Here is a 21,417-nt window from a genome sequence, read left to right on the forward strand (position 1 = left end):
CAGATCACGGTTTGCAGAGTCAGACCTGAAGGGCCGCCTCCCCGGGTCACCTCTCACCGGAGCAGCCTGCCCGACCGGCCTCAACCGGAGCAGTCCTCCCTTACCGGCCTCACCGGAGCAGCCTGCTCCCCGGACAGCTTAAGAACGGAGCGTCCTGACGGAGGCAGTGAAAAGATGAGACAGCGAAAATTCTCGCTTTGCACTGTTCATTTCTTTCGAAAAAGGATATACTGAGTTTAAGCGTCTGCAACAACCCAAATTCATGGCGCTGGACAGGAGAAAATATATGAGAGAGATTCTCATATCAACAGAAAGTGGATCGGATCTTCCGGAATCACTTGTACAAAAATATCAGATTCATGTTGTTCCAATGCATGTCATTATGAACGGCGAGTCATTTGACGACGGTCATTTTCCGATTGACCGCGTATTTGACTATTTTGACGAAACCGGAAGAATTCCGACAACATCCGCGGTAAACGAGGGTGAATATATCGACTTTTTCCACAGGCTGCAGGAAGAACATCCCGGATGTGTGATTTATCATTTTGCCTACTCTGCCGCCGCATCAAGCACATATGACCACGCCCGGCTTGCCATTGATGACGAGGGTTTTCAGGATGTCTATCTGATTGATACAAAGTCTGTATCCGGAGGCTGCACCGCTTACATTTCAGAAGCATACCGTCTGATCCGGGAACGCGGGGAGCATATCACCGATTACAGCGCCTTCGCGGATGAACTCCGCTCCATCTCAGATCATATCGAGTGCCAGTTCATCCCGGCGACACTCGCATATCTGCGAGCCGGCGGAAGAGTATCCAATGCCTCCTACATTGCCGCCAACATCCTCAATCTGAAACCGCTGATCGAGATTGACAGCACCGGTCACCTGATCGCAACCAGGAAATACCGTGGATCCATGCGCAGGATTGTTGATAAGTTTTATCGGGATTTTCTCAGCCGTTATGACTGCCGCAAGGATACCCTGTATCTGATGTATGGAAAGGGACTGGCTCAGGATGTTCTGGATCGTATGAAGGAAATCGCTGTCGAGAACGGATTTCAAAATACTGAATACGTCATGACCGGCTGCACCATTTCCTGCCACGGCGGAAAAGGTGCCATGGGCATCGCTGCGGTCACTGTATAAGCTCGGGCGGCTGTTCTGCATAAGCAGAACAGCCGCCCTTAATCGTGTTTACGGCCACAGGCGGCCGCAAACCGCAAATAATGAGATTTTGCTGTTATTCTATAAGCATCGCATCCCCGAAGCTGAAGAAGCGATATTTTTCCTGCACAGCGATGCGGTACGCATTCATAATATTATCCTTCCCCGCAAACGCGGACACCAGCATGATCAATGTGGATTCCGGGAGGTGAAAATTCGTGATCAGTCCATCCATGATCTTGAACTGATAGCCCGGATAGATAAAGATGCTGGTCCATGCGCTGCCCGGCTGAAGGATTCCATTCTCATCTGTCGCGGATTCCAGTGTGCGGCAGCTGGTTGTGCCCACACAGATCACCCGGCCTCCTGCTGCCTTCGTATCATTGATGATTTTTGCCTGATCCGGCTCTACAATATACATCTCGGAATGCATCTGATGCTTCGTGACATCCTCCACCTTTACCGGACGGAAGGTGCCCAGTCCGACATGAAGCGTCACATGCGCAATCTTCACGCCCTTGTCCCGGATCTGCTGAAGCAGTTCCTTTGTAAAATGCAGCCCTGCCGTCGGCGCTGCTGCCGATCCGTCATTCTTCGCGTAGACGGTATTATATCTGGTGCGGTCCTTCAGTTTGTGTTTGATGTACGGCGGAAGTGGCATCTCTCCGAGCTTATCCAGAATTTCCTCGAAAATTCCCTCATAATGAAACTGAATAAACCGGTTTCCATCTTCCGTCACATCAACGACGGTGCCCGTCAGGATTCCCTCGTGTCCGAAAACAAGTTCCGTTCCTACCTTGCATTTCCTTCCGGGCTTCACCAGCGTCTCCCATATGTTATCCTTCTTCCGTGTCAGAAGCAGAACCTCGATCACCGCGCCAGTATCCTTCTTGGTCCCGTAAAGACGGGCAGGAATGACCTTTGTATCATTGATGACCAGACAGTCCTTATCTGTCAGATGATCAATCACCTGCGTGAAGTGTTCGTGCCGCACCTCTCCGGTCTCTCTGTTCAGGCACATCAATCTGGAGGAACTTCTGTCCTCCAGCGGGTCCTGCGCAATCAGTTCCTGCGGCAGGTCATAATAGAAATCACTTGTTTTCATCGGCATGTTTCTTTTTCTCCTTCTGATCACCGGCATCTGACGGACGCTTGTAAAAACTGTGATAGTATTTTTTCGGATAAAATACCTGATCCGATGCCTCCAGCCTTCCCACTCCGTTTTCCACGTCAATAATGCTGACGGAGCAGTTCATCGGCACACCTCCCTGCCAGAAATCTTTTTTGTCCTCGTATACATTGTTCAGAAAAGCACGGACGGCGCAGCCATGTGAAGATACCAATACGGTTTTGTCCTGCAGATCGGGGTTGTGAATCAGCTCCTCATAAAAATTGTGCGTTCTCTCCAGGACATCCTGAATCCGTTCCCCTCCCTCCGGCGGAATATAATGAAGCGGATCCTCCTGAAATCGGATATACTCATCCAGCGGAATCTGCATTCTCTCCGGATGATCCGCATCGCAGCACAATCCTTCCCAGACTCCGAATCCGATTTCCTCAATTCTCGGTTCCGGAATCACCGGAACCTTGCGGTCCGCGAGAATAATTTCAGCCGTATGACGGGCACGAACCAGAGGACTTGTGTAGCAGATATCAAATTTCACTTCCCGAAGCGCTTCCGCCGTCATCTTTGCGAGCAATACTCCCTCGCTGTCCAAATCACTGCCCTTTTGCCCCTGCAGCCGTCTTTCTTTGTTCCAGGATGTTTCGCCATGCCGGATTGCATATATTTTCACCTTTACCTCTCCTCTTACATTACTGCCGGAGTTCGATGCCGAGACCTGACAGTCCGTTCAGAATCTTCTTCATTGATGCAGCGATATCCGACTCCTCCAACGTCTTTTCTCTGGAACGGAATGTCAGCGAATAAGCCATGGATTTATGTCCTGCCTCAACCTGTTCTCCCTCATAGATATCAAACAGCTTCAGATCCTCCAGAATTTTTCCGCCCCTCTGGCGGATCATTTTCTCAATAACTGCCGCTTCAATTTCTTTCGGAACTACCATGGATATATCACGGGTTACCGCGGGGAATTTCGCAATCCCCTCAAACTTACGATCGAAGGAAGCGAACGGAAGGATCTCCGGCATATCAAGTACAGCCACATATGCGCGCTCACCGATTCCGTAGTTTTTCAGTACCATCGGATGAACCTCGCCGAGATACCCGATAATATTTCCGTCATATCGGATCAGTGCCTGGCGTCCGGGGTGAAGGAACGGTTTTCCGGCTTTCGCGTCGTATTCTACCCTGTCATGCATGCCGATCTGTCCGAGAAATTCCTCTGCCACACCTTTCATATCATAGAAGTCGCCCTTGCCGTAAAAGCCCAGAGTAAACTGCATTCTCTCATCCGGAAGCTCTGTCAGCGGCAGTTCTTTCGGAATATATATATTTCCGAGTTCATAGAGACGGACATCCTTGTTGCGGCGGTTGTAGTTGGTCGCAAGGGATGTCAGCATGCCGTTCAGAGAAGTCGTCCGCATGATTGAAAAATCCTCACCCAGCGGGTTGGAAATCGCAATAGCCTTTCTGACCGGATCATCTTCCGGGAACAAAAGCTTGTCGAAGGCCTTCGGACTCTCGAAGGAGTAGCACATCCCCTGAGAAAATCCGCAGTACTCTGCCACGTCTCTTGCCTTCGCCTCAACCCTGTTCTTGAACGACAGTCTCCCGGTGGTCGCCTCTCCAGTCGGAAGTGTCGTCGGAATATTATTATAACCGAAGAATCTCGCAACTTCCTCCGCAATATCGCAGGTCCTGTGGATATCCTGCCGGAAGGTCGGAGCCACGATCTCATTCGTCTTCTTATCATATCTGAGTTCCACAGAGGCAAGATACTTCAGCTGTTCCTCCGCTGAAAGGTTCGTGCCCAGAAGGCGGTTGATTTTGTCAGGCTCAAACGTAACTCTCGACTCTTCTCGTTTAACCGGGTAAATATCAATGGCTCCGCCGACTACCTCTCCTGCCCCGAACTCTTCGATGAGCATGCAGGCGCGATTCATCGCTTCAAGGGCAGTATTCGGATCGAGACCCTTGTCAAATTTTCTGGATGCATCCGTCTGGTTTCCAATCTTTTTGGAGGAAAGACGGATATTGGTACCGTCAAAGCAGGCCGCCTCAAAAAGCATGGTGTGTACATTGTCCGTAATCATGGAATTTTCACCTCCCATGATTCCGGCCAGGCCTACCGCCTTCTCATCGTCACGGATCGTCAGAATCGAGGAATCCAGCGTGTATTCTTTTCCGTCCAGAGTGGTGAATTTCTCCCCATCATCTGCCCGTCTCACGATGATATGCTTTCCGGCAATCGTATCGAGATCATAAGCATGCATCGGCTGCCCGTATTCCTCCATCACATAGTTCGTGATATCCACGACATTATTGATGGGCCGGATGCCGTTGGAAGCGAGACATCTCTGCATCCACTTCGGCGACGGTGCCAGATGAATGTTTTTTACGACTCTTGCCGTATAGCGCGGGCATAGAGTCTGGTCCTCAACCGTTACCCTGATATAGTCATTGACATCCTCGTTGTTGCCCGTCTCCCTGATCACCGGCGGGTAAAATTTCTGATGGAAGGTAGCTGCTGCTTCCCTTGCGATACCAATCACGCTGTAGCAGTCCACACGGTTCGAGGTAATTTCATATTCGAAGTTCACATCGTGAAGCCCGAGCGCTGCAATCGCGTCATCGCCGGGCTTCACCCCGTCATCCTCTGAAAACTCATAAATTCCGTTCTCCGGCGCCTCGGGATAGAATTCCCTGGAACTTCCGAGCTCCTCAATCGAGCACATCATTCCGTGCGACGGAACTCCGCGGAGCATACCGTCCTTAATCTCGATGCCATCCTCAGGAAGCGCGCTTCCGTCATGTCCGCCGGCGACCTTTCCTCCGGGAAGGACAACCGGGGTAAGCATGCCCTTGTGCGCATTGGGCGCACCGGTTACGATCTGTACCGTCCCGGTTCCGATATCCACCTGGCAGATCACCAGATGGTCGGCATCCGGATGCTTCTCGATCGACTGGATCTGTCCGACCACAATATTTTTCAGGTTTTTATCCAGTACCTCGTAAGTCTCACATTTTGTTCCGGAAAGCGTCATCCCGTCAAAATATTCCTGCGGAGTGACATCAAGGTCCGGTACGTATTTTTTTATCCATGAATAAGATGTATTCATTCTTTCTCTCCTATATCTGATCAGGGTTTTGTCTTCGCCTGTGCTTTATTCTCACCTGCGGCTTTATCCTTGCCTGCGGCTTTATCCTCACCTGTGGCTTTATCCTCGCCTGCGGCTTTATCCATGCCTCAGTCTTTTATTTCTCTGAACCCGGCGCATCCATGTTCCGTTTCTATCTCTCCGGATAATCAGAACTGCTTCAGGAACCGCGCATCGTTCTCGTACAGAAGGCGCATGTCATCAATTTCATACTTCAGAAGTGCGATACGCTCAAGTCCAACTCCGAACGCAAAGCCCGTGTACTGTTCCGGATCAATGCCGCACATTTCCAGTACATGCGGATGAACCATTCCGCATCCAAGGATTTCAATCCATCCCTCGCCCTTGCAGAAACGGCATCCCTTTCCACCACACTTGAAGCAGCTGACATCCATCTCTGCGCTCGGCTCCGTAAACGGGAAGTGATGCGGACGGAACTTCGTTTTCGTGTCCGGTCCAAAGATTTCCTTTGCGAACTCTTCCAAGGTACCCTTCAGATCCGAGAAGGTAATATTTTTGTCGATGACAAGGCCCTCCACCTGATGGAAGGAAGGAGAATGAGTAGCATCCACCTCGTCCGCGCGGAATACCCGTCCCGGTGAGATCATACGGATCGGCAGATTCCCCTGCTCCATTCTCCTGGCCTGAACCGGAGATGTCTGCGTACGCAGCACAATATCCTTTGTGATGTAGAAGGTATCCTGCTCGTCCTTTGCCGGATGGTTCGCCGGAATGTTCAGCTTTGTAAAATTATACTCGTCGTACTCAACTTCCGGTCCTTCCACGACCTCATATCCCATTCCGACAAAGATTCTCTCCATCTCTTCGAGTGCGATTGTGTTCGGATGACGATGACCGATCTCGGCCTTCTTCGCAGGAAGCGTCACATCGATGGTCTCCTGCTTCATACGCAGATTCATCTGATCCAGTTCAATCTTCTGTCTTGCCTCATCCAGCTTCTCTGAAATTGTATCTCTCGCCTCATTGACAAGCTGCCCGACCCGCGGACGATCCTCCGGAGCCACATCCTTCATGGCTTTCATCAGATTCTTCAGATCACCCTTTTTTCCAAGTACATTGACACGGATCTCGTTCAACGCATCCGGAGTGTGAGCTTCCCGAAGGCTCTCCAATGTCTTTCCGACAATTGCTTCCAGTTTTTCCTTCATGCTTACATCACTCATTGTTTTTCCTCTTTCATTTTTGATCTTTTTTGATCTTTACATGATACTTCAACGGTGCTCTCTGATTCACCGCCCGGGCAGGGACTCTATCGCTGTCTAACCGCTGACTCTCCGCTCCCCGGAGGGTTCCCGGCATCACACCTGTCAACGAGATTCACGCCGAAAGCTGCATTCCCGTTAAGGACCGGCCTTCCGGCAAAAATGTCATTTCCGTCTGTTGCCGGCCCTTCAGCTGAAAACAGAAGCGCAACGAGATAAAACACGATGCGCGAGTTTTATCTCGCTATCGCGACTCTCGCCGCACACGAATACTTCGCATTCGGCTGCGGCTCACTGTTCGCGTAAAAAAAGCCCCATCCCTGTCTAGGGACGAGGCAAAACTCTCGCGGTACCACCCTGATTCCCGATTCTCCCGCATGATTCTCCCTGCTGCCGCAGGCTGTTCTCCACACAGAAAAAACGGACACTCATAGCTGCTGTAACGTGCAGACACGTCTGATCCTACCGACCGGAAAAACTCCGGCGTTCAGAAAAGAAGCTCCGACGCGAAACTCTGAATATACCGGAGCCCGGAAGAACTTTCAGCCAGCGATCCTTCCTCTCTGCGGGTCAATATACCCATACATACGTCTTCAACGCTTTTCACTGCCTGTTATTCTAGCTTCTTCCCCTGACAGTGTCAAGAAAAACGGCATAAAATGTATGTGGTGGATTTATTTCCTCTTTCAGCTCTCGCAAAAAAGAGGAGAGCATACGATCGCCCGGTCATGCCGACGGAAGCGCCGAACTTGCAGTTCTCGCAAACGAGATAAAACACGCTGCGCGAGTTTTATCTCGCTATCGCGACGCTCGCCGCACACGAATACTTCGCATTCGGCTGCGGCTCACTGTTCGCGTAAAAAAGGGAGGAGAGCATACACTCTCCTCCGACCCGAAATGCCGTTCCTGCCATTTGACTCCTAGAAATAAATTCCAGGTGGGCAACCGCAAACGTACTTTTGCCTTCCTCTGCAAACGGAGGCCTGACAGCCGTACCTTGATATAGGAATCCCGTTTTAAAGTAAATGTAGGTTCATAATAGACAGGGGATCGAACACCCCAGGAAAATTCATTTCAACATTTCGTGTTATTCATCAAACTGAATTGCGATCCATTTTACCACACTCTGTACAGGCTTCAGATTGCTCCGTGCTCTGCGTTCTTGCAATCCTGCAGATAAACGTTATATCTGCTGACCCCTTCGTTTGACATATCTGCTAACCACTTCATATGACTAGTGGTGAATTTGCCGACCGCTTCATCTAATTTGATTATATATGATTGTTCTCTGTTTTTCAATCGCAAAAAGCATCTTCTAACCAGGAGCAATCGCATAAATCATCTCTCCGGCGTATGCCTGATCCTTCGTTACGGAATACCGCCACCGCTCAGGACTGTTCCGGTTTTTTCAAATTTTTGAGGTTCTTGTCGATGATCTGCTCATAATCGGCGACAGCCTGTTCTCCCTTCTCAATTCTTTCGAACAGATCCGAGTATTCAAAGGGCGGTGTATCCTTATTTTCTCTGTAATAAAGTGAGCCCAGCTCCGCATAGATATCCTTGAGCTTTGCCTTCTCCATCTCTAACTTTGCCTTGGTGGAAGCAGCGCTCCCGAGATCCTGCGCGCCCTTCCCGATTCTGCTTCCGAGCTCTTTCGCGGAATTCTTCAATTCCCCGAATTTCTCATCGAATGCACTCATTTCTCAAGACTCCTTTCAGCCGCCTCAACAACATGGCTTACAAGAACAGATGTCGTTACGCTTCCAACGCCTCCCGGCACCGGTGTAATCGCATCAACAATCGGCTCCACCTTGTCGTAGGAAACATCTCCACAGAGCTTCCCCTCGTCATTCACGTTGATTCCCACATCAATTACAATCTGTCCCGGTCTCACAAAAGTGTCATCAACCACATCGCGGTGTCCCGCCGCGACCACAAGAACGTCCGCCTCTCTTGCCTCGGCTGCCATATCCTTCGTCTTGGTGTGACAGATAGTAACTGTCGCGTTCTGCTTCAGCAGCATCATTGCAGCCGGCTTTCCGATAACCAGGCTTCTTCCGATGACGACAGCCTTCTTTCCCTTCAGATCCACCTGATAATGTCTGAGAATCTCCATTACCGCCTGTGCTGTGCAGGGAGGAAAACCCTTTTTCTGACCGGTATAGACGCCGACCATGGATCCGTCTGTGATTCCATCGATATCCTTCTCCGGATCGAGAGCCGCAATGACCGCCTTCTCATCCAACGTCTTCGGCAGCGGACGGAAAATCAGGACTCCATGAATCGAGCTGTCCTTATTTACCTGATCGATGGCACCCATCAGCTCTTCCTGAGAAACGTTCTCGGAAAATACAAATTTCTTGTATTCAACACCGAGCTTTTCACAACGCTTGGTTGCGCCGCGCTCATATGACAGATCCGCGTCCTTTTCGCCTACACGAATGATTCCGAGGGTGGGAACAACACCCTTTTCCTTCAGCGCATTGACCCGGTCAATGATCTGCTGGTTCAGATCCGCATTTACTTCCTTGCCCAATAACTGTTTTGCCATTTCTGTCAATCCCTCTTTCTATATCTAAATAATATTGATTCGTATTTTCTCCCAAAGCTCGGCATTTCCACCCGTTTGAAAGGTCACTCTCGTCTCTTCTTCTCCACGCTGAACGATTAAAAGATCACTTTGGCCTCTTCTTCTCCACGAATTTGAGAGTTCTGTCAATACAGAGAACCCTGTCACGGATTCAGCTTCTGGAATACTTCCTGATAGATCTGATCCGCCAGCGAACAATAGATATCCAGCATCTCATCACAATCTCTGTTCAGCATCTCCGCGTACTCCCGGTCCTTCATGGATCCCGTGTTTATGTACACATTCAGACTTGCTCCCCGGAGAGCCGCGCTGCAGAGAGCCGCCGCAACTCCCGCATCACTTACCGCAAGAACCGATCCCTTCGTCTGGAAGACACGGATCATAGAGATCACGCGACAGATCTTGTGCATGATCTGCATCGGCGCGCTGCATGCGCCCTTCAGACATTCCTCAAGAACTTCCGCCTTATGTGCCTGCTCTTCAGGCGTCCCGTGAGGAAGTCCGTATGCGGCTGCCAGCGGAGCAAACGCCTTTGCATCCTCCTCCACGCACTCGAGCAGCTCCTGCTGAAGTTTCGTGACCTTTTCCATCAGATCCAGAATCTCCGCCTCAACATCCTTGTATTTCTTCTTGCCAACCGTGAGATTCCCCACCATGTTGCAGAGCGCCGCCCCAAGGGCACCTACAAGAGCTGAAGCTCCGCCGCCGCCGGGTACAGGAGCCTTCGAGGAAAGCTTGTCCGTAAACTCTTCGCAGGAAAGATCTGTGAATCTGTAAGTCTGTCCCGCTGAATCCTCCTGATTCATTACTTTTTCATCACTCACTGAATAGTCTGCCTCCTTTTCTGATTCTGAAACCTTAGATCACTACATACACAATCCGTTATTCATTATCCGGAAACGCAGACAGATCACCCGTTGCGGAATCTGCAGCGCATATAAATCCGGACCTTCATTATAGATTTTATAGATTAATACAGCTCATGGCACAATGTATTGGGCATTTATCTTTTAACAGATAACAGAGCAGGATAACGCGCGTTTCGAGGGTTTCATCCTGCGATTCCGATATTTGATCCTCTTCGTGAGCGGCTGCTTTCTGTCCATGCAGACATAGAATGTGCCCATATGGAGGCATCAAAGTCTTTCTGTCTCCCAGCTGTGCAGATATAGAATGTGCCCGCGGCAACTGCCGTTGAACAGCAAGAAAACCGCAGGCACACTAATTATTTCACCCTGTACAAGAATGTACAATCCTTATAGACTTAACCGGATCAACCGGACACAGGAGGTCATCTCAGAACAGGCCTGTGATCTTGCCATTCTCGTCCACATCGATGTCCATTGCCGCCGGATGCTTCGGAAGTCCCGGCATTGTGCTGATTTCACCGGTAAGCGCTACAATAAAGCCTGCTCCCGCCGAAATCTTCAGATTACGGACAGTTACTACGAAACCGCTCGGAGCACCGAGTCTGGTCGGATCATCCGTGAGACTGTACTGAGTCTTTGCCACGCAGATCGGAACATTGCTGTATCCAGCTTCTTCCAGCTTCTTCAGCTGCTTTTTCGCGTTCGCTGTAAATTCAACATGATCTCCGCCATATACCTTCTGAACAATGGCATTCAGCTTATCCTCGATTGAGGTACCCTCAAGCTCATAGCTGTAGGTGAATGTGGAATTGTCCTGCTCACAGAGACGTACCACCTCTTTGGCAAGATCAATACCGCCTTCGCCGCCCTTTGCCCATACCTCGGACAGGCAGACATTTACACCGAGCTCCTTGCACTTCTCCTCAACAAGATCAAGCTCTGCCTTTGTATCGGTCGGGAACGCATTGATCGCAACAACGCAGGGAAGATGATATACGTTCTTGATATTGCTTACGTGCTTGAGCAGATTCGGAAGTCCCTTTTCCAAAGCTTCCAGATTCTCATTGTTCAGATCTGCCTTTGCGACACCGCCATTGTACTTCAGAGCGCGAACGGTAGCAACAATCACAACCGCGTTTGGCTTAAGACCTGCGAAACGGCACTTAATATCCAGGAACTTCTCCGCTCCCAGATCCGCGCCGAATCCGGCCTCTGTCACACAGTAATCGCCGAGCTTCAGAGCTGTGCGTGTAGCGATAACGGAGTTGCAGCCGTGCGCGATATTGGCGAACGGGCCTCCATGAACCAGAACCGGCGTATGCTCCAGTGTTTGAACAAGGTTCGGCTTGATCGCATCCTTCAGAAGGGCGGTCATTGCTCCGGCTGCGCCGAGATCTCCGGCTGTAACCGGCTTCTCCTCTGAAGCCTTGCCGTAGGTGTAGCCGACGATAAGCTTTGACAGTCTCTTCTTCAGATCCATCAGATCCTTTGCAAGACAGAAGGTAGCCATAACCTCGGAAGCAACCGTGATATCAAATCCGTCAGAACGCGGAACACCGTCAAGCCTGGTTCCAAGTCCATCGATTACATTTCTGAGCTGACGGTCATTCATATCTACGCAGCGTCTCCAGATCACTTTTCTGGGATCGATGTTGAACGGATTTCCCTGCTGAATGGAATTGTCTACCATTGCCGCAAGAAGGTTATTCGCCGCGCCAATTGCATGCATATCTCCGGTAAAATGGAGATTAATATCCTCCATCGGCACAACCTGAGCATAGCCGCCGCCTGCGGCTCCGCCCTTGACACCGAATACAGGTCCCATCGAAGGCTCACGGATCGCGCCTACCGGATGCTTGCCTAATCTGGAAAGGGCATCAATCAGACCGATGGAAGTCGTTGTCTTGCCCTCGCCTGCCGGAGTCGGATTGATTGCAGTGACAAGAACCAGCTTTCCGTCCGGCTTATCCAGTTTGTCCATTAATTTGTCGGAGATCTTCGCCTTATACTTTCCGTAGTACTCCAGATACTCCTCGTCGATGCCCGCTGCTTCAGCGACCTTCGAGATCGGATCCATTACACATTCCTGAGCAATCTCAATGTCTGATTTGTAGCCCATACTAAAATATCCTCCTTTAAGACAGCATCTCATATACTATACTGTACCGGTAATTATTGTAACACAGTTTACAATAGTCATCTACTTCTTTTTTTAATATTATTCTGTTATTTCTAATTATTTTTATTATAATTCAATCACATGTGTGATTATATGCATTGTTTACTGTCTTTTCTTTGTTCTGCCACATAAAATTTTATGCAAAAATTGTGCAAACTCTAACAAAAAACAGGGGATTGAATCATATCTTTTTGACTCAATCTCCTGTTTTTTGTTCAGTCTAACCAATATTTGTGTGAAATAAATAACAATCAGGCCGTCCGTGATCTTTGCGGAATCTTTTTGAAATTATTTGTACAATTTGCTCAATTAAAGATCTCTGCTGTCACCTGAGCTTTACGGACGGGAACAGCGTGCTGTCCGTGTGCGGCAGGAAACAGCATGCGACGAATTCATCCATGTACGTATTCACTGTGGAAAGTTCCATGTAAGTCATGCTGCGCGCAATCTCATACACCTTTCGTTCAGCGTCTCCGGACAGCAGCATGCTGTACGCGCCCGTCAGAGACGAATTGCCGATATAATGGAATTTCTCAAGAGGTATATCGGGGAACATTCCGATCGTAACAGCATTTTTCATGTTGATGCCACTGCCGATTCCGCCGGCCACATATACATCATCGATAACTTCAACCGGAAGCTCCAGCTGTCTTAGCATCGTGCGGATCGCGGAAAAAATGGCTCCCTTCGCGCGGATGAAGTTGTCGATGTCAACCTCTGTGATTTCAATGTCCTTAACGCTGTCCGCATCCTTCTCATACGCAATGACATAGCTTCCCATTCCGTATTTGTCGTGGCGGATTCTCTCCCCTTCACGGACAAACTTTCCCTTCGGATTGATAATCCCGTTGATATACAGCTCAGCGATGGTGTCAATCAGCCCTGATCCGCACAGACCGACCGGCTTCTGTCCCTTATCCCCAATGATACTGAGCGTCGGCTCCATCGTCTCCTTGTCGATCGTGATCGCGTCGATCGCGCCGTCGGTCGCGCGCATACCGCAGCTGATATCGCCTCCCTCAAACGCGGGCCCTGCTGAACATGCGCAGCTCACAAGAAAATCTGAGTTTCCCAGCACCAGCTCACCGTTTGTTCCAAGATCGATAAACAACGACATCTCCGGACGGTTCCAGATCATGCTGATAAAGGCCCCTGCTGTAATGTCACCTCCTACATAGCTCCCGATATTCGGAGCCAGAATAATGTGCGCATCCGGGTGAATATCAATCCCGATATCCGAGGCGAACAGTGAATTTGTCTTGAAGAAAGTGGGAATATAGGGTTCCTTTCGGATCGGATCCGCATCGACGCCGAACAAAAGATGGTTCATCGTCGTATTTCCCGCGACGGCCATCCGGTAGATGTGGCTCTTCGGAAATTTTGCCGCCCGGCAGATTTCCTGAATCAGCGGATTGATCGTTTCCTTAATCACCGCGTCCTGAAGCCTTTTACCACCTCCTGGTTTCTGAGACTCAATGATCCGGTTGATAACGTCGGCTCCATAACGGATCTGCCCATTGCCCGAGGACGCCTTTCCGAGAATTTCTCCGGTTTTCATATTCAGCAGCACCGCTGAAACGGTAGTGGTACCGATATCTACCGCGAGTCCGCCGATCACAACATCAACAGAGGCCGGAAGCATGTCATATACAAACACATCTTTCCCGGTCGTCCGGACGACACATTTCACATGAAAATCACTCACCCGAAGGACATGTGCCATTTTCCGCATGACAGAATACGGCAGTCTCACTTTCCCGATCCCGGTTTTCTTCTCGATCGCATCCACAACCCTCTCATTGTCCGGTCTTGTATCATCCAGCGTCGGGGCATCCATCCGGATCTCGATGATATCCATATTATTCCGGTACGCAATCCCCGCCTTCTTTACCTGATCCGTCGCATCCCGGAAGATTTTCAGCTCGGCAGGGGAGCTAAGATCCGCCACCCGCATTCTGCTCTTATAGGCGGAAGCAATATCCGGAACTTCAACCGTTACATCCCCGATCACCTTGCTGGCGCAGGCCAGTCTCCATCCTGCCGCATAGTCCTCATCCGTGATATGCCGTGTCTGTCTGGATTCCACTTCTCCTGATATAATTTTTACCCGGCATTTTCCGCACGAAGCATTCCCGGAACAGGGCGCATCAATCGGAACATTGCTTTTCTGCGCAACAGACAGAATCGTCTCTTCGTCATTTGCAAAGGCTTCCGTCCGGCTGCCTTCCTCTGTTACAAATGTAATCTTGTACATACCTTACCTCCACCTTCTACTGTTCTCTCTCCGGTAACGGATCCGGCGGTTATCACACCGGTTATCCGGCTGTATCAGCCCCGTGTCACCACTTGCCCCGCAAGCAGGACACCACAATATGTATGCTGCTTTCCGAGCATGCTTCGCATGCAGAGAGACTTTTATCCTGTGTAAAATTCATCGTGATTTCCGTTCCGGACTTCTTACCATGCTTCACATGCACAAAAGCTTTCCGCTTGATGACAGCCTTATACAGCAACAGACTCCGGGAAGTATTCTTCCCGGAGCCTGTTTTTCCATCCTCTGTGATTACAGCTCCAGATAGGAATCTGCATACAGTGTGTTGCCTTTGAATACATCGCAGGACTTGATTGTCTCCATCAGTCTCTGATCGCACGGATTCACAATTGCAGAGGTAAGACCCTGCATCATTGCCATGGCAACAAGTGCGGAATCCATGATCGGGCGGATGTTCTTCGGCATTCCGTTGGAATTGTTGGAAAGACCGCCGGTAGAATTCAGTCCCATATCGGAGAACATCTTGATGCACTCCAGAACCTCCATCTGCTTGTCCTGCATTCCCTTTACAACGACGAACAGCGGATCAAACCAGAGGTCCTCAGCTTCCATGCCGAGCTCCATGCCGTGCTCAAGCATATTCTGGCAATGCATCATACGCTCATCGTTATCGGCAGCGATCGGTCCGTTGGAGCAAAGTGCGATAACAATTGCATCATTTGCCGCAGCGAGGTCGATGTTGCTCATGCGGTCTCCTGCGTCTGCGGAGTTCACGATCGGTTTGCCCTTGGAACGGTTGTAAACGGAAATTCCCGCTTCAATCGCTGCCTTGTTGGAGGTATCCAGCGCAAGCGGAACGTTGTCAAAATTGCTCTGAATAAGCTCAACTGCCCATTTCATAAGCTCCGGTCCGTTGCTCTCAGCAGGTCCGATATTAACGTCAAGATAAGTAGCGCCTGCGTCAATCTGCTCCTTTGCACGCTTCAGAATAGCCTCCGGCTCCTTGTTGTCCATAGCTCTGCGGATTGCCGGGGAAATGCAATGGATACGTTCACCGATTGTAACGAATTTTGCCATGTTTTTGTCTCCTTTATACTTTTATATAGATTTTGCCGCGGGACGGGCAACATCACTGCTGTCCGTCCTGCCCGAAGAGATCAGATCTCTCCGTTTGCTTTCATATCCTTCAGGAACTTCACAAGCTGAACTGCCTCAAGAGGAGCCACTACAATCTTCCAGCCCGGAAGCTTGTTCTCAAGATCTCCCTTCAGAACAGCTACCTTACCAGGAATGATAAGGGTACGGTTCTTGATCTTGTCCTCAACATTCTCCTGAATATACTTGGAGATGGAGGTTGCGGAGAGCTTTCCTGCAGCCCAGGATGTCAGTACGGAAAGTCCGCCGGCATCGGAAATAATCAGATTGCAGGGTACTCCGGATCTCTCCAGCTCACCAGATACAAGGAAGTACGTAAGAGCGAAGTCAACGGTCGTCAAGCATACAGAGTTCTCATCCGCTCCGTTGATCGGATAGATTCCCGGTGCCACCTTCATCGGCTTCTGCGGATCAGTGAACAGGTTCTGGCGCAGTCCGTAGAGCGGAAGAGCCATCGCATAATCCATGGTGTCCACAACGACGATGGAACCATATTTCAGCGTGAACAGAGCAACGAGAGACTGCTGAAGCTCTCTGTCATCGGTCAGCTTGTTGACCTTTACAATGGACGGATATCCGAAGCTGCGGTCTCCGTCTGCCAGTGCCGCACGTCTGATGATTACAGCAGCCTCAAACGTAGCCTTGATGGAATCCATTGTCACATCGAGAATCAGGTTCTTATTGCCAAGCTTCTCAAGCTTCTGAACCGTATCATACAGCTCGTCGATACTAGTACCGCTGACGCCAAGCACAACACCGGCATCGGTCGCAAGCTTGTTGAATGCCTCGTAGTTGGAAGCGTCCGCTCCGTCAAGCACAGGCTTGGTATCCTTGACCGCATCCAGTGCAGCCTTTGCCGCTGCCTCATCCTTTACGGAAAGGATAACCGGGCGAACTGCTGCAGCCTTCTTTGCCACCTCAGCGAATCTTTCCGGTGTCGTATCCTTACCGAAGTTTACATTGATCATCTCTGTATACATACGCTCGTTGATACGGTCGTAGTCTACAGAAGGAACCTGTGCGAGCTTTGCATCGATCTCCGCGTCATCCATGCAGGTGCAGATGTTTGCCGCGTAAACAGTCTTATTTACGAAGGTCTTCTCATGTCTGTACAGAACCGTCTCTCCGCCGAGCGTATGCTCGCTGTCTCCCGCTCCTACCTTAATCGTCTTCATCGGCGGAGCAGTTGCCTCAGAGAGCTGCTCCAGAGCCTCTGCAGACATATGCGGGCACTCACTGATCTGCTTTGCGCCCTGCGCTACCTTCATGGAGAATGCCATACATGTCGGGCATCCGCATTCCTTACAGTTTTTCTTCGGGGTCAGTTTGAAAATCTGAATACCACTTAATGCCATAATTCTTTATCCTCCTCTGCTCTCTTAGACTAATTCCTTGATTAACCTGGAAATTGTTTTAACAGATTCCGGATGTTTCAAAATTACAGCATCAGAACCGGAAACAAGGCAGGCTGTCGCGGTCTGAACCTCCATGGAAATTCCGCGGGCCTCAACCGGTCCCCATCCTTCATCAGCATCTTCCTCTGCAGCCGTAGATTCCTTCACTGCCCATGTCTCGGAAGCAACCGGTGTGATGATCGGCATCTGAAGCATCTTGTCATCCTGTCCGAGTGCCGCCGCACGTACACGGTCAAATGTGGAAATCGTGTAATCAAAGCCGTATCCGACCGCTGCGGAACCGGTATTCATCACGATACTGGATGCCGGAACGCCGAGCTGCGTCATTACTACATTCAGCTGTTTTGCAAGGTTGATATCAACCGCGGATTCTGCTCCGACCTTCTGACCGTAAGCAAGGCCCGCAGCTGCGCCGATTGCCTTGTAGTTCTCTTCCTTCGCTGACATTACCAGAATATTCTTTCCCTGAAGGGCTCCCGCAACCTTCGCGAGAAGATCCGCATCCTTCTCAACGTTCTTGCAGCCTTCCACAACCAGCGGAGTGTCGATAGCATCGGCAACTTCCTTTGCAACCGCTACCAGATCATCCACTGATTTGTTTGCTCCGTTCGGATCTCCGCCAGCCAAACGAAGTACGACAAAATCTCCGCCGGGCATCTGTGCTGCCTTCTTGGCGATTTCGCCGATGGTATTACATCCCGCGTAATAAGCCTTTACGCCATCCGGCTCTCCGTCAAGACCAAGATCTGTGATCTCAACGCCGATCTTCGGGCCGGAGCCGAGCGACCCGTCAAAGCTGTAGAAAGGAAATGTATTCTCCCCTCCGAGCTTGATCGCCTTGTCGCCTGTTCCGATTTCAACCTCATTAATAGAGGCATTGAATTTGTGTGCTTTACGGTTAAACGGCATTTCTCTTGTTCCTCCTAAGCGAGTAAAAATAGTATAACAATCTTAAACTTCTGCCGGCTCCGCCAGATTATCTGTCAGCAAAAATACACAGACAGCTTCTGCGATGCCGGAATTGTTACCCCTCTATCATACCAAAAACAGCATCAATATTCCATCCTGAAAGGTGAAATACCACAACGAAATAAAACACGCTGCGCGAGTTTTATCTCGCTATCGCGACGCTCGCCGCACACGAATACTTCGCATTCGGCTGCGGCTCACTGTTCGCGTAAAAAAGCCTGCCGGAAAAGGCGTCCCCATAAACGCCTTTTCCGACCAGCCTCATCAACGAATTACATCATCGGATCCATGCTGAGTGCCGGATGTCCCTTCTCGGTCAGCCATGCAACCAGCTCCTCAGGATCGGTCGTAACGGTTTCATCCGCGATCATATCACAGAAGTTGTCAATTCCGTACAGTTCCTTCGCGGTCTTATTGACAGCATCCGCAACCTGATCCTTCAGATCCTTCGGCATCCATACGATTCTGGCAATTCCGCCCTCTGCCTTCATGAACTTCTTGGATGCGATGAAATGCTTGCCATGTCCCATGAAGCCCGGTGTCTGAACACCGCCGCCTGTCATGGAAGCGAGCTCTGAGAATGTCATTCCGAGAGGAGTCTGACCTGCATACTCACGGTTTGCGATGCAGACACCGTTGGAGAACGGCTCAATACCGCAGATACACTCGAAGCATCCGCAGGATGTCATCGGCTTCTCCATGATGGAATACAGAGATACATCATCAAGCGCACCCTGGGAGAACTTCTTGACTGCCTCGTTTACATCCTCATACTCACCGATTCTCTCATCGATCGGGCGCTCCTTTGTAACAACCTGGCAGGGTCCGTTGGGATCCAGCTCATGCGTTGCCTTTGCATCGAACCAGGATACGGCTCCGCACAGTCCGAGACGCTCCGGAGTTACGATACATACATGGCTCGGAGAGAATGCCTGACACATGATGCAGCTGTAATATACATCAACTGCCTCATCGGTCATGCTCGACAGTCTCTCGTCACGCTTGTCAAACATCGGAATGGCAATCTCATGACGGATTCTTGTGCAGTCCTCCGGCTTGGTGTAAATCTTTACCTGACATTTGTCTACAACAGCGGCAAATTCGTTCTTGATCTGGGTGTACAGAACCTCTGCAAGATCCTTTGCGCGGAAGCCGGCATTGAAGGTATCCTTGCTGATACGGATACGGATCATATCACGCTGACCGGTGTGCATCAGACCCTCGATGCAGTTGAGGTAAGAATGGAACTTACGCTCAAATACCGGCTCGAAGTCTGCCTGCATGTTCTTTCCGGCAACCTCAACCACATAGGCGATAGACTGCTTGCTGCCGACCGGGAATTCATCGAAGTCCGGTCCGATCAGCTCGAAGGAGTGATCCTCAACCTCTGACGGATCCTTCATATGTACGAGCTCGCAGCAATCCACACGGGAACCGTCAAACTCAACCTGCATGTCACCGCGGCGTACGATTTCACCTTCGAACGCGGAGCCGAAGGAAACCGGAATATCTACCTTTGTAATCTTGATCTTGATGTTTCTCGCTTCCAGGGAAGCAGCATTCATCTTTTCTACCGGAACCTTCGGAATCAGGCATTCCGGAACCGCGAAGGTATCCTCGTTCGTGATAACCGGGAATCCAAGCGCGATTGCGCCGGCGCCGGCAGCCACGATAACTTCGTTCAGAGGAGCAAAAGCATTGACAAATGCCGGAACACGCTCCTTGGTATATGCCATGAGTCCTGCGGCGTCACCCGGTTTGATGTTGCCAAAGATCAGAGCCGCACGGATCGCGACAGAAACAACATGTGCAACAGCTGTGATATCCTTGCCAAGCGGGATTACACGGACATTAGCGCCCATCTTAACCTTCTGCTGCGCGCACTGATCAATGATGCCGCCGACCAGTGTAACGAGCTGTCCCTGCTCCTGATAGGATTTAACAAGGGCTGCGCCCTCTTCTGCTGTCGGAGCCTCACCGATGATAACCGGAACGCCCGGAATGTCTCCGGTAACAAGCGGAACACCGAGCTCACGGATAACCGGATCCGGCAGATGACCTGTGTAAGGAGCCTCATATGGCGTATCGTTATCGATATACTTGAGAACCTCGATGAACTCCGCAAGAAGAGCCGTTGCTACACCGGACATCAGAGCGTCATTCAGCTTTGCCTCTCTTGTCATAAGTGTCTTGACAACCGCAAGCGCATCTTTCAACTCGCCGAGTGTGCTGACCTTGGTTCCTGTAACAGCATAATAGCACGGAATGCTGTATGCAGTCCCCGGAAAGCCTACCTTTTTGTCTGCGCCATACTTTGCGATGGCATCGTCTACGGCCTTTTCTGTCAGTCCGTAAACTGCATCATTTCCCTGAAAAATCACATCAAATAAAGTCATTTTTCTACCTCCGCGTTTTTTATTTGATCTATTTTTTCTTTAATAGAACTAACTTCTTCAAGGAGCTGCCTGCTGTAATCATACGGTGAACAGCCCTGCCTGTCGGCATCCATGATATCCGTATTATAGTGTATGAATCCGAGGATATTTTCCTCCGGTATCCGGGATCGGATAAATTCTTCATCCTTCTCGTCACGGATCTTATTTGCCACCACATTGACATCGTTGATGCCAAGCTGAGCGGCAAGCCGTTTTACATTTTTGTATGTCTGAATGCTCCTCGCCCCCGGTTCGATCACGACAATGAACTGGTCCATTCCCTTTGTGGTGCCTCTTGCGAGATGCTCCAGTCCTGCCTCCATATCCATGATCACCACATCGTTGCTGCGAAGCATCAGATGATGAATCAGTCTTCGAAGCAGCACGTGCTCCGGGCAGACACACCCGCGGCCTGCTGTATCTACTGTTCCGAGAAGAAGAAGCTTTACGCCGTTCTTCTCTCTTGCAAACTTATCCGGAAGATCATCAACCTTCGGATTCAGCTTGTACATATTTGTAATCTCGTCCAGATCTGTCCGCTCATTGATCAGCTCGCGCATCTTTGTGATCGGAACGATCTGGTCGAGTTCGTCTTCTGAAAAACCGAGCGCCAGTCCAAGGTTTGCGTCCGGATCCACATCCACCGCAAGCACCCCATTGCCCTGATCCGCATACATCCTGGCCAGTGTTGCCGCAAACGTGGTCTTGCCGACGCCGCCTTTTCCGGTGATCGCTATCTTCATTAATAAAGCCTCCAACTCTGCTGAATAATTCCGGCCGCTCCCGTTCTTATCACACGGATAATCTGCGCAAAGGCAGCCGGAAACAGCGGCGGACAGCCCCGGGACCCGCGAAGAT

General features: G+C 50.3%; 15 protein-coding genes and 1 other RNA gene. 1 reads left to right on the forward strand and 15 read right to left on the reverse strand.

What is annotated here, in order from left to right:
* The first annotated feature begins 286 nt into the window (after nt 1-286).
* Nucleotides 287-1,153 (forward strand): DegV family protein, encoded by an 867-nt coding sequence (locus ACTQ1O_RS01955; protein WP_441485885.1) that lies wholly within the window; start codon nt 287-289, stop codon nt 1,151-1,153.
* A gap of 94 nt (nt 1,154-1,247) precedes the next feature.
* On the opposite strand, the gene queA is transcribed toward ACTQ1O_RS01955, so the two are convergent.
* From queA to ACTQ1O_RS02030, 15 genes are all read right to left on the reverse strand, one after another.
* Nucleotides 1,248-2,276 (reverse strand): tRNA preQ1(34) S-adenosylmethionine ribosyltransferase-isomerase QueA, encoded by a 1,029-nt coding sequence (gene queA, locus ACTQ1O_RS01960; protein WP_441099312.1) that lies wholly within the window; start codon nt 2,274-2,276, stop codon nt 1,248-1,250.
* On the reverse strand, nt 2,263-2,967 hold the full coding sequence (locus ACTQ1O_RS01965; RefSeq protein ID WP_441485886.1) for a histidine phosphatase family protein: 705 nt from the start codon (nt 2,965-2,967) through the stop codon (nt 2,263-2,265). Before ACTQ1O_RS01965 ends, queA begins: the two co-directional genes overlap by 14 nt.
* A gap of 19 nt (nt 2,968-2,986) precedes the next feature.
* A complete protein-coding gene (pheT, locus tag ACTQ1O_RS01970) occupies nt 2,987-5,413 on the reverse strand; it encodes a phenylalanine--tRNA ligase subunit beta (protein ID WP_441485887.1) in 2,427 nt (808 codons plus the stop codon).
* A gap of 188 nt (nt 5,414-5,601) precedes the next feature.
* Entirely contained in the window at nt 5,602-6,621 is a 1,020-nt protein-coding gene (pheS, locus tag ACTQ1O_RS01975; RefSeq protein WP_441486073.1) for a phenylalanine--tRNA ligase subunit alpha, read from the reverse strand.
* Between the two features lie 939 nt (nt 6,622-7,560).
* Nucleotides 7,561-7,744, reverse strand: a non-coding RNA gene (ssrS, locus tag ACTQ1O_RS01980) — 6S RNA.
* Between the two features lie 319 nt (nt 7,745-8,063).
* Nucleotides 8,064-8,375 (reverse strand): hypothetical protein, encoded by a 312-nt coding sequence (locus ACTQ1O_RS01985; protein ID WP_441485888.1) that lies wholly within the window; start codon nt 8,373-8,375, stop codon nt 8,064-8,066.
* Nucleotides 8,372-9,226: a bifunctional 5,10-methylenetetrahydrofolate dehydrogenase/5,10-methenyltetrahydrofolate cyclohydrolase gene (locus ACTQ1O_RS01990; protein ID WP_441485889.1), complete on the reverse strand. Its 855-nt coding sequence runs from the start codon at nt 9,224-9,226 to the stop codon at nt 8,372-8,374. Before ACTQ1O_RS01990 ends, ACTQ1O_RS01985 begins: the two co-directional genes overlap by 4 nt.
* A gap of 182 nt (nt 9,227-9,408) precedes the next feature.
* Nucleotides 9,409-10,089 (reverse strand): cyclodeaminase/cyclohydrolase family protein, encoded by a 681-nt coding sequence (locus tag ACTQ1O_RS01995; protein WP_441485890.1) that lies wholly within the window; start codon nt 10,087-10,089, stop codon nt 9,409-9,411.
* A 472-nt stretch (nt 10,090-10,561) separates the two neighbouring features.
* Nucleotides 10,562-12,253: a formate--tetrahydrofolate ligase gene (locus ACTQ1O_RS02000; protein ID WP_441485891.1), complete on the reverse strand. Its 1,692-nt coding sequence runs from the start codon at nt 12,251-12,253 to the stop codon at nt 10,562-10,564.
* A 385-nt stretch (nt 12,254-12,638) separates the two neighbouring features.
* A complete protein-coding gene (gene acsV, locus ACTQ1O_RS02005) occupies nt 12,639-14,567 on the reverse strand; it encodes a corrinoid activation/regeneration protein AcsV (protein WP_441485892.1) in 1,929 nt (642 codons plus the stop codon).
* A 309-nt stretch (nt 14,568-14,876) separates the two neighbouring features.
* Entirely contained in the window at nt 14,877-15,662 is a 786-nt protein-coding gene (acsE, locus tag ACTQ1O_RS02010) for a carbon monoxide dehydrogenase/acetyl-CoA synthase methytransferase subunit (protein WP_441099184.1), read from the reverse strand.
* An 80-nt stretch (nt 15,663-15,742) separates the two neighbouring features.
* Nucleotides 15,743-17,095 carry an acetyl-CoA decarbonylase/synthase complex subunit gamma gene (gene acsC, locus ACTQ1O_RS02015; RefSeq protein WP_441485893.1) on the reverse strand — a complete coding sequence of 451 codons (1,353 nt, stop codon included), beginning with the start codon at nt 17,093-17,095 and terminating at the stop codon, nt 15,743-15,745.
* Between the two features lie 24 nt (nt 17,096-17,119).
* Nucleotides 17,120-18,064, reverse strand: a complete 945-nt coding sequence (gene acsD / locus ACTQ1O_RS02020) for an acetyl-CoA decarbonylase/synthase complex subunit delta (protein WP_441099186.1) — start codon at nt 18,062-18,064, stop codon at nt 17,120-17,122.
* Nucleotides 18,065-18,396: 332 nt separating this feature from the next.
* The gene (gene acsB, locus ACTQ1O_RS02025) at nt 18,397-20,520 is read right to left on the reverse strand and encodes an acetyl-CoA decarbonylase/synthase complex subunit alpha/beta (protein WP_441485894.1); all 2,124 of its coding nucleotides are present in this window, start codon (nt 20,518-20,520) and stop codon (nt 18,397-18,399) included.
* Nucleotides 20,517-21,302, reverse strand: a complete 786-nt coding sequence (locus ACTQ1O_RS02030; RefSeq protein ID WP_441099188.1) for a nucleotide-binding protein — start codon at nt 21,300-21,302, stop codon at nt 20,517-20,519. Before ACTQ1O_RS02030 ends, acsB begins: the two co-directional genes overlap by 4 nt.
* Nucleotides 21,303-21,417: the final 115 nt, after the last annotated feature.

Origin of the sequence: Bilifractor sp. LCP21S3_A7, assembly GCF_052118825.1 — a bacterium.
In the GTDB taxonomy this organism is placed as follows: Bacteria; Bacillota; Clostridia; order Lachnospirales; family Lachnospiraceae; genus Bilifractor.

Excerpts from the sequence above, each read along its gene's own strand:
- ACTQ1O_RS01955 (WP_441485885.1), top strand. The coding sequence starts at position 287 with ATGAGAGAGATTCTCATATCAACAGAAAGTGGATCGGATCTTCCGGAA.
- queA (WP_441099312.1), bottom strand. The coding sequence starts at position 2,276 with ATGAAAACAAGTGATTTCTATTATGACCTGCCGCAGGAACTGATTGCG.
- pheT (WP_441485887.1), bottom strand. The coding sequence starts at position 5,413 with ATGAATACATCTTATTCATGGATAAAAAAATACGTACCGGACCTTGAT.
- pheS (WP_441486073.1), bottom strand. The coding sequence starts at position 6,621 with ATGAAGGAAAAACTGGAAGCAATTGTCGGAAAGACATTGGAGAGCCTT.
- ACTQ1O_RS01985 (WP_441485888.1), bottom strand. The coding sequence starts at position 8,375 with ATGAGTGCATTCGATGAGAAATTCGGGGAATTGAAGAATTCCGCGAAA.
- ACTQ1O_RS01990 (WP_441485889.1), bottom strand. The coding sequence starts at position 9,226 with ATGGCAAAACAGTTATTGGGCAAGGAAGTAAATGCGGATCTGAACCAG.
- ACTQ1O_RS02000 (WP_441485891.1), bottom strand. The coding sequence starts at position 12,253 with ATGGGCTACAAATCAGACATTGAGATTGCTCAGGAATGTGTAATGGAT.
- acsV (WP_441485892.1), bottom strand. The coding sequence starts at position 14,567 with ATGTACAAGATTACATTTGTAACAGAGGAAGGCAGCCGGACGGAAGCC.
- acsE (WP_441099184.1), bottom strand. The coding sequence starts at position 15,662 with ATGGCAAAATTCGTTACAATCGGTGAACGTATCCATTGCATTTCCCCG.
- acsC (WP_441485893.1), bottom strand. The coding sequence starts at position 17,095 with ATGGCATTAAGTGGTATTCAGATTTTCAAACTGACCCCGAAGAAAAAC.
- acsD (WP_441099186.1), bottom strand. The coding sequence starts at position 18,064 with ATGCCGTTTAACCGTAAAGCACACAAATTCAATGCCTCTATTAATGAG.
- acsB (WP_441485894.1), bottom strand. The coding sequence starts at position 20,520 with ATGACTTTATTTGATGTGATTTTTCAGGGAAATGATGCAGTTTACGGA.
- ACTQ1O_RS02030 (WP_441099188.1), bottom strand. The coding sequence starts at position 21,302 with ATGAAGATAGCGATCACCGGAAAAGGCGGCGTCGGCAAGACCACGTTT.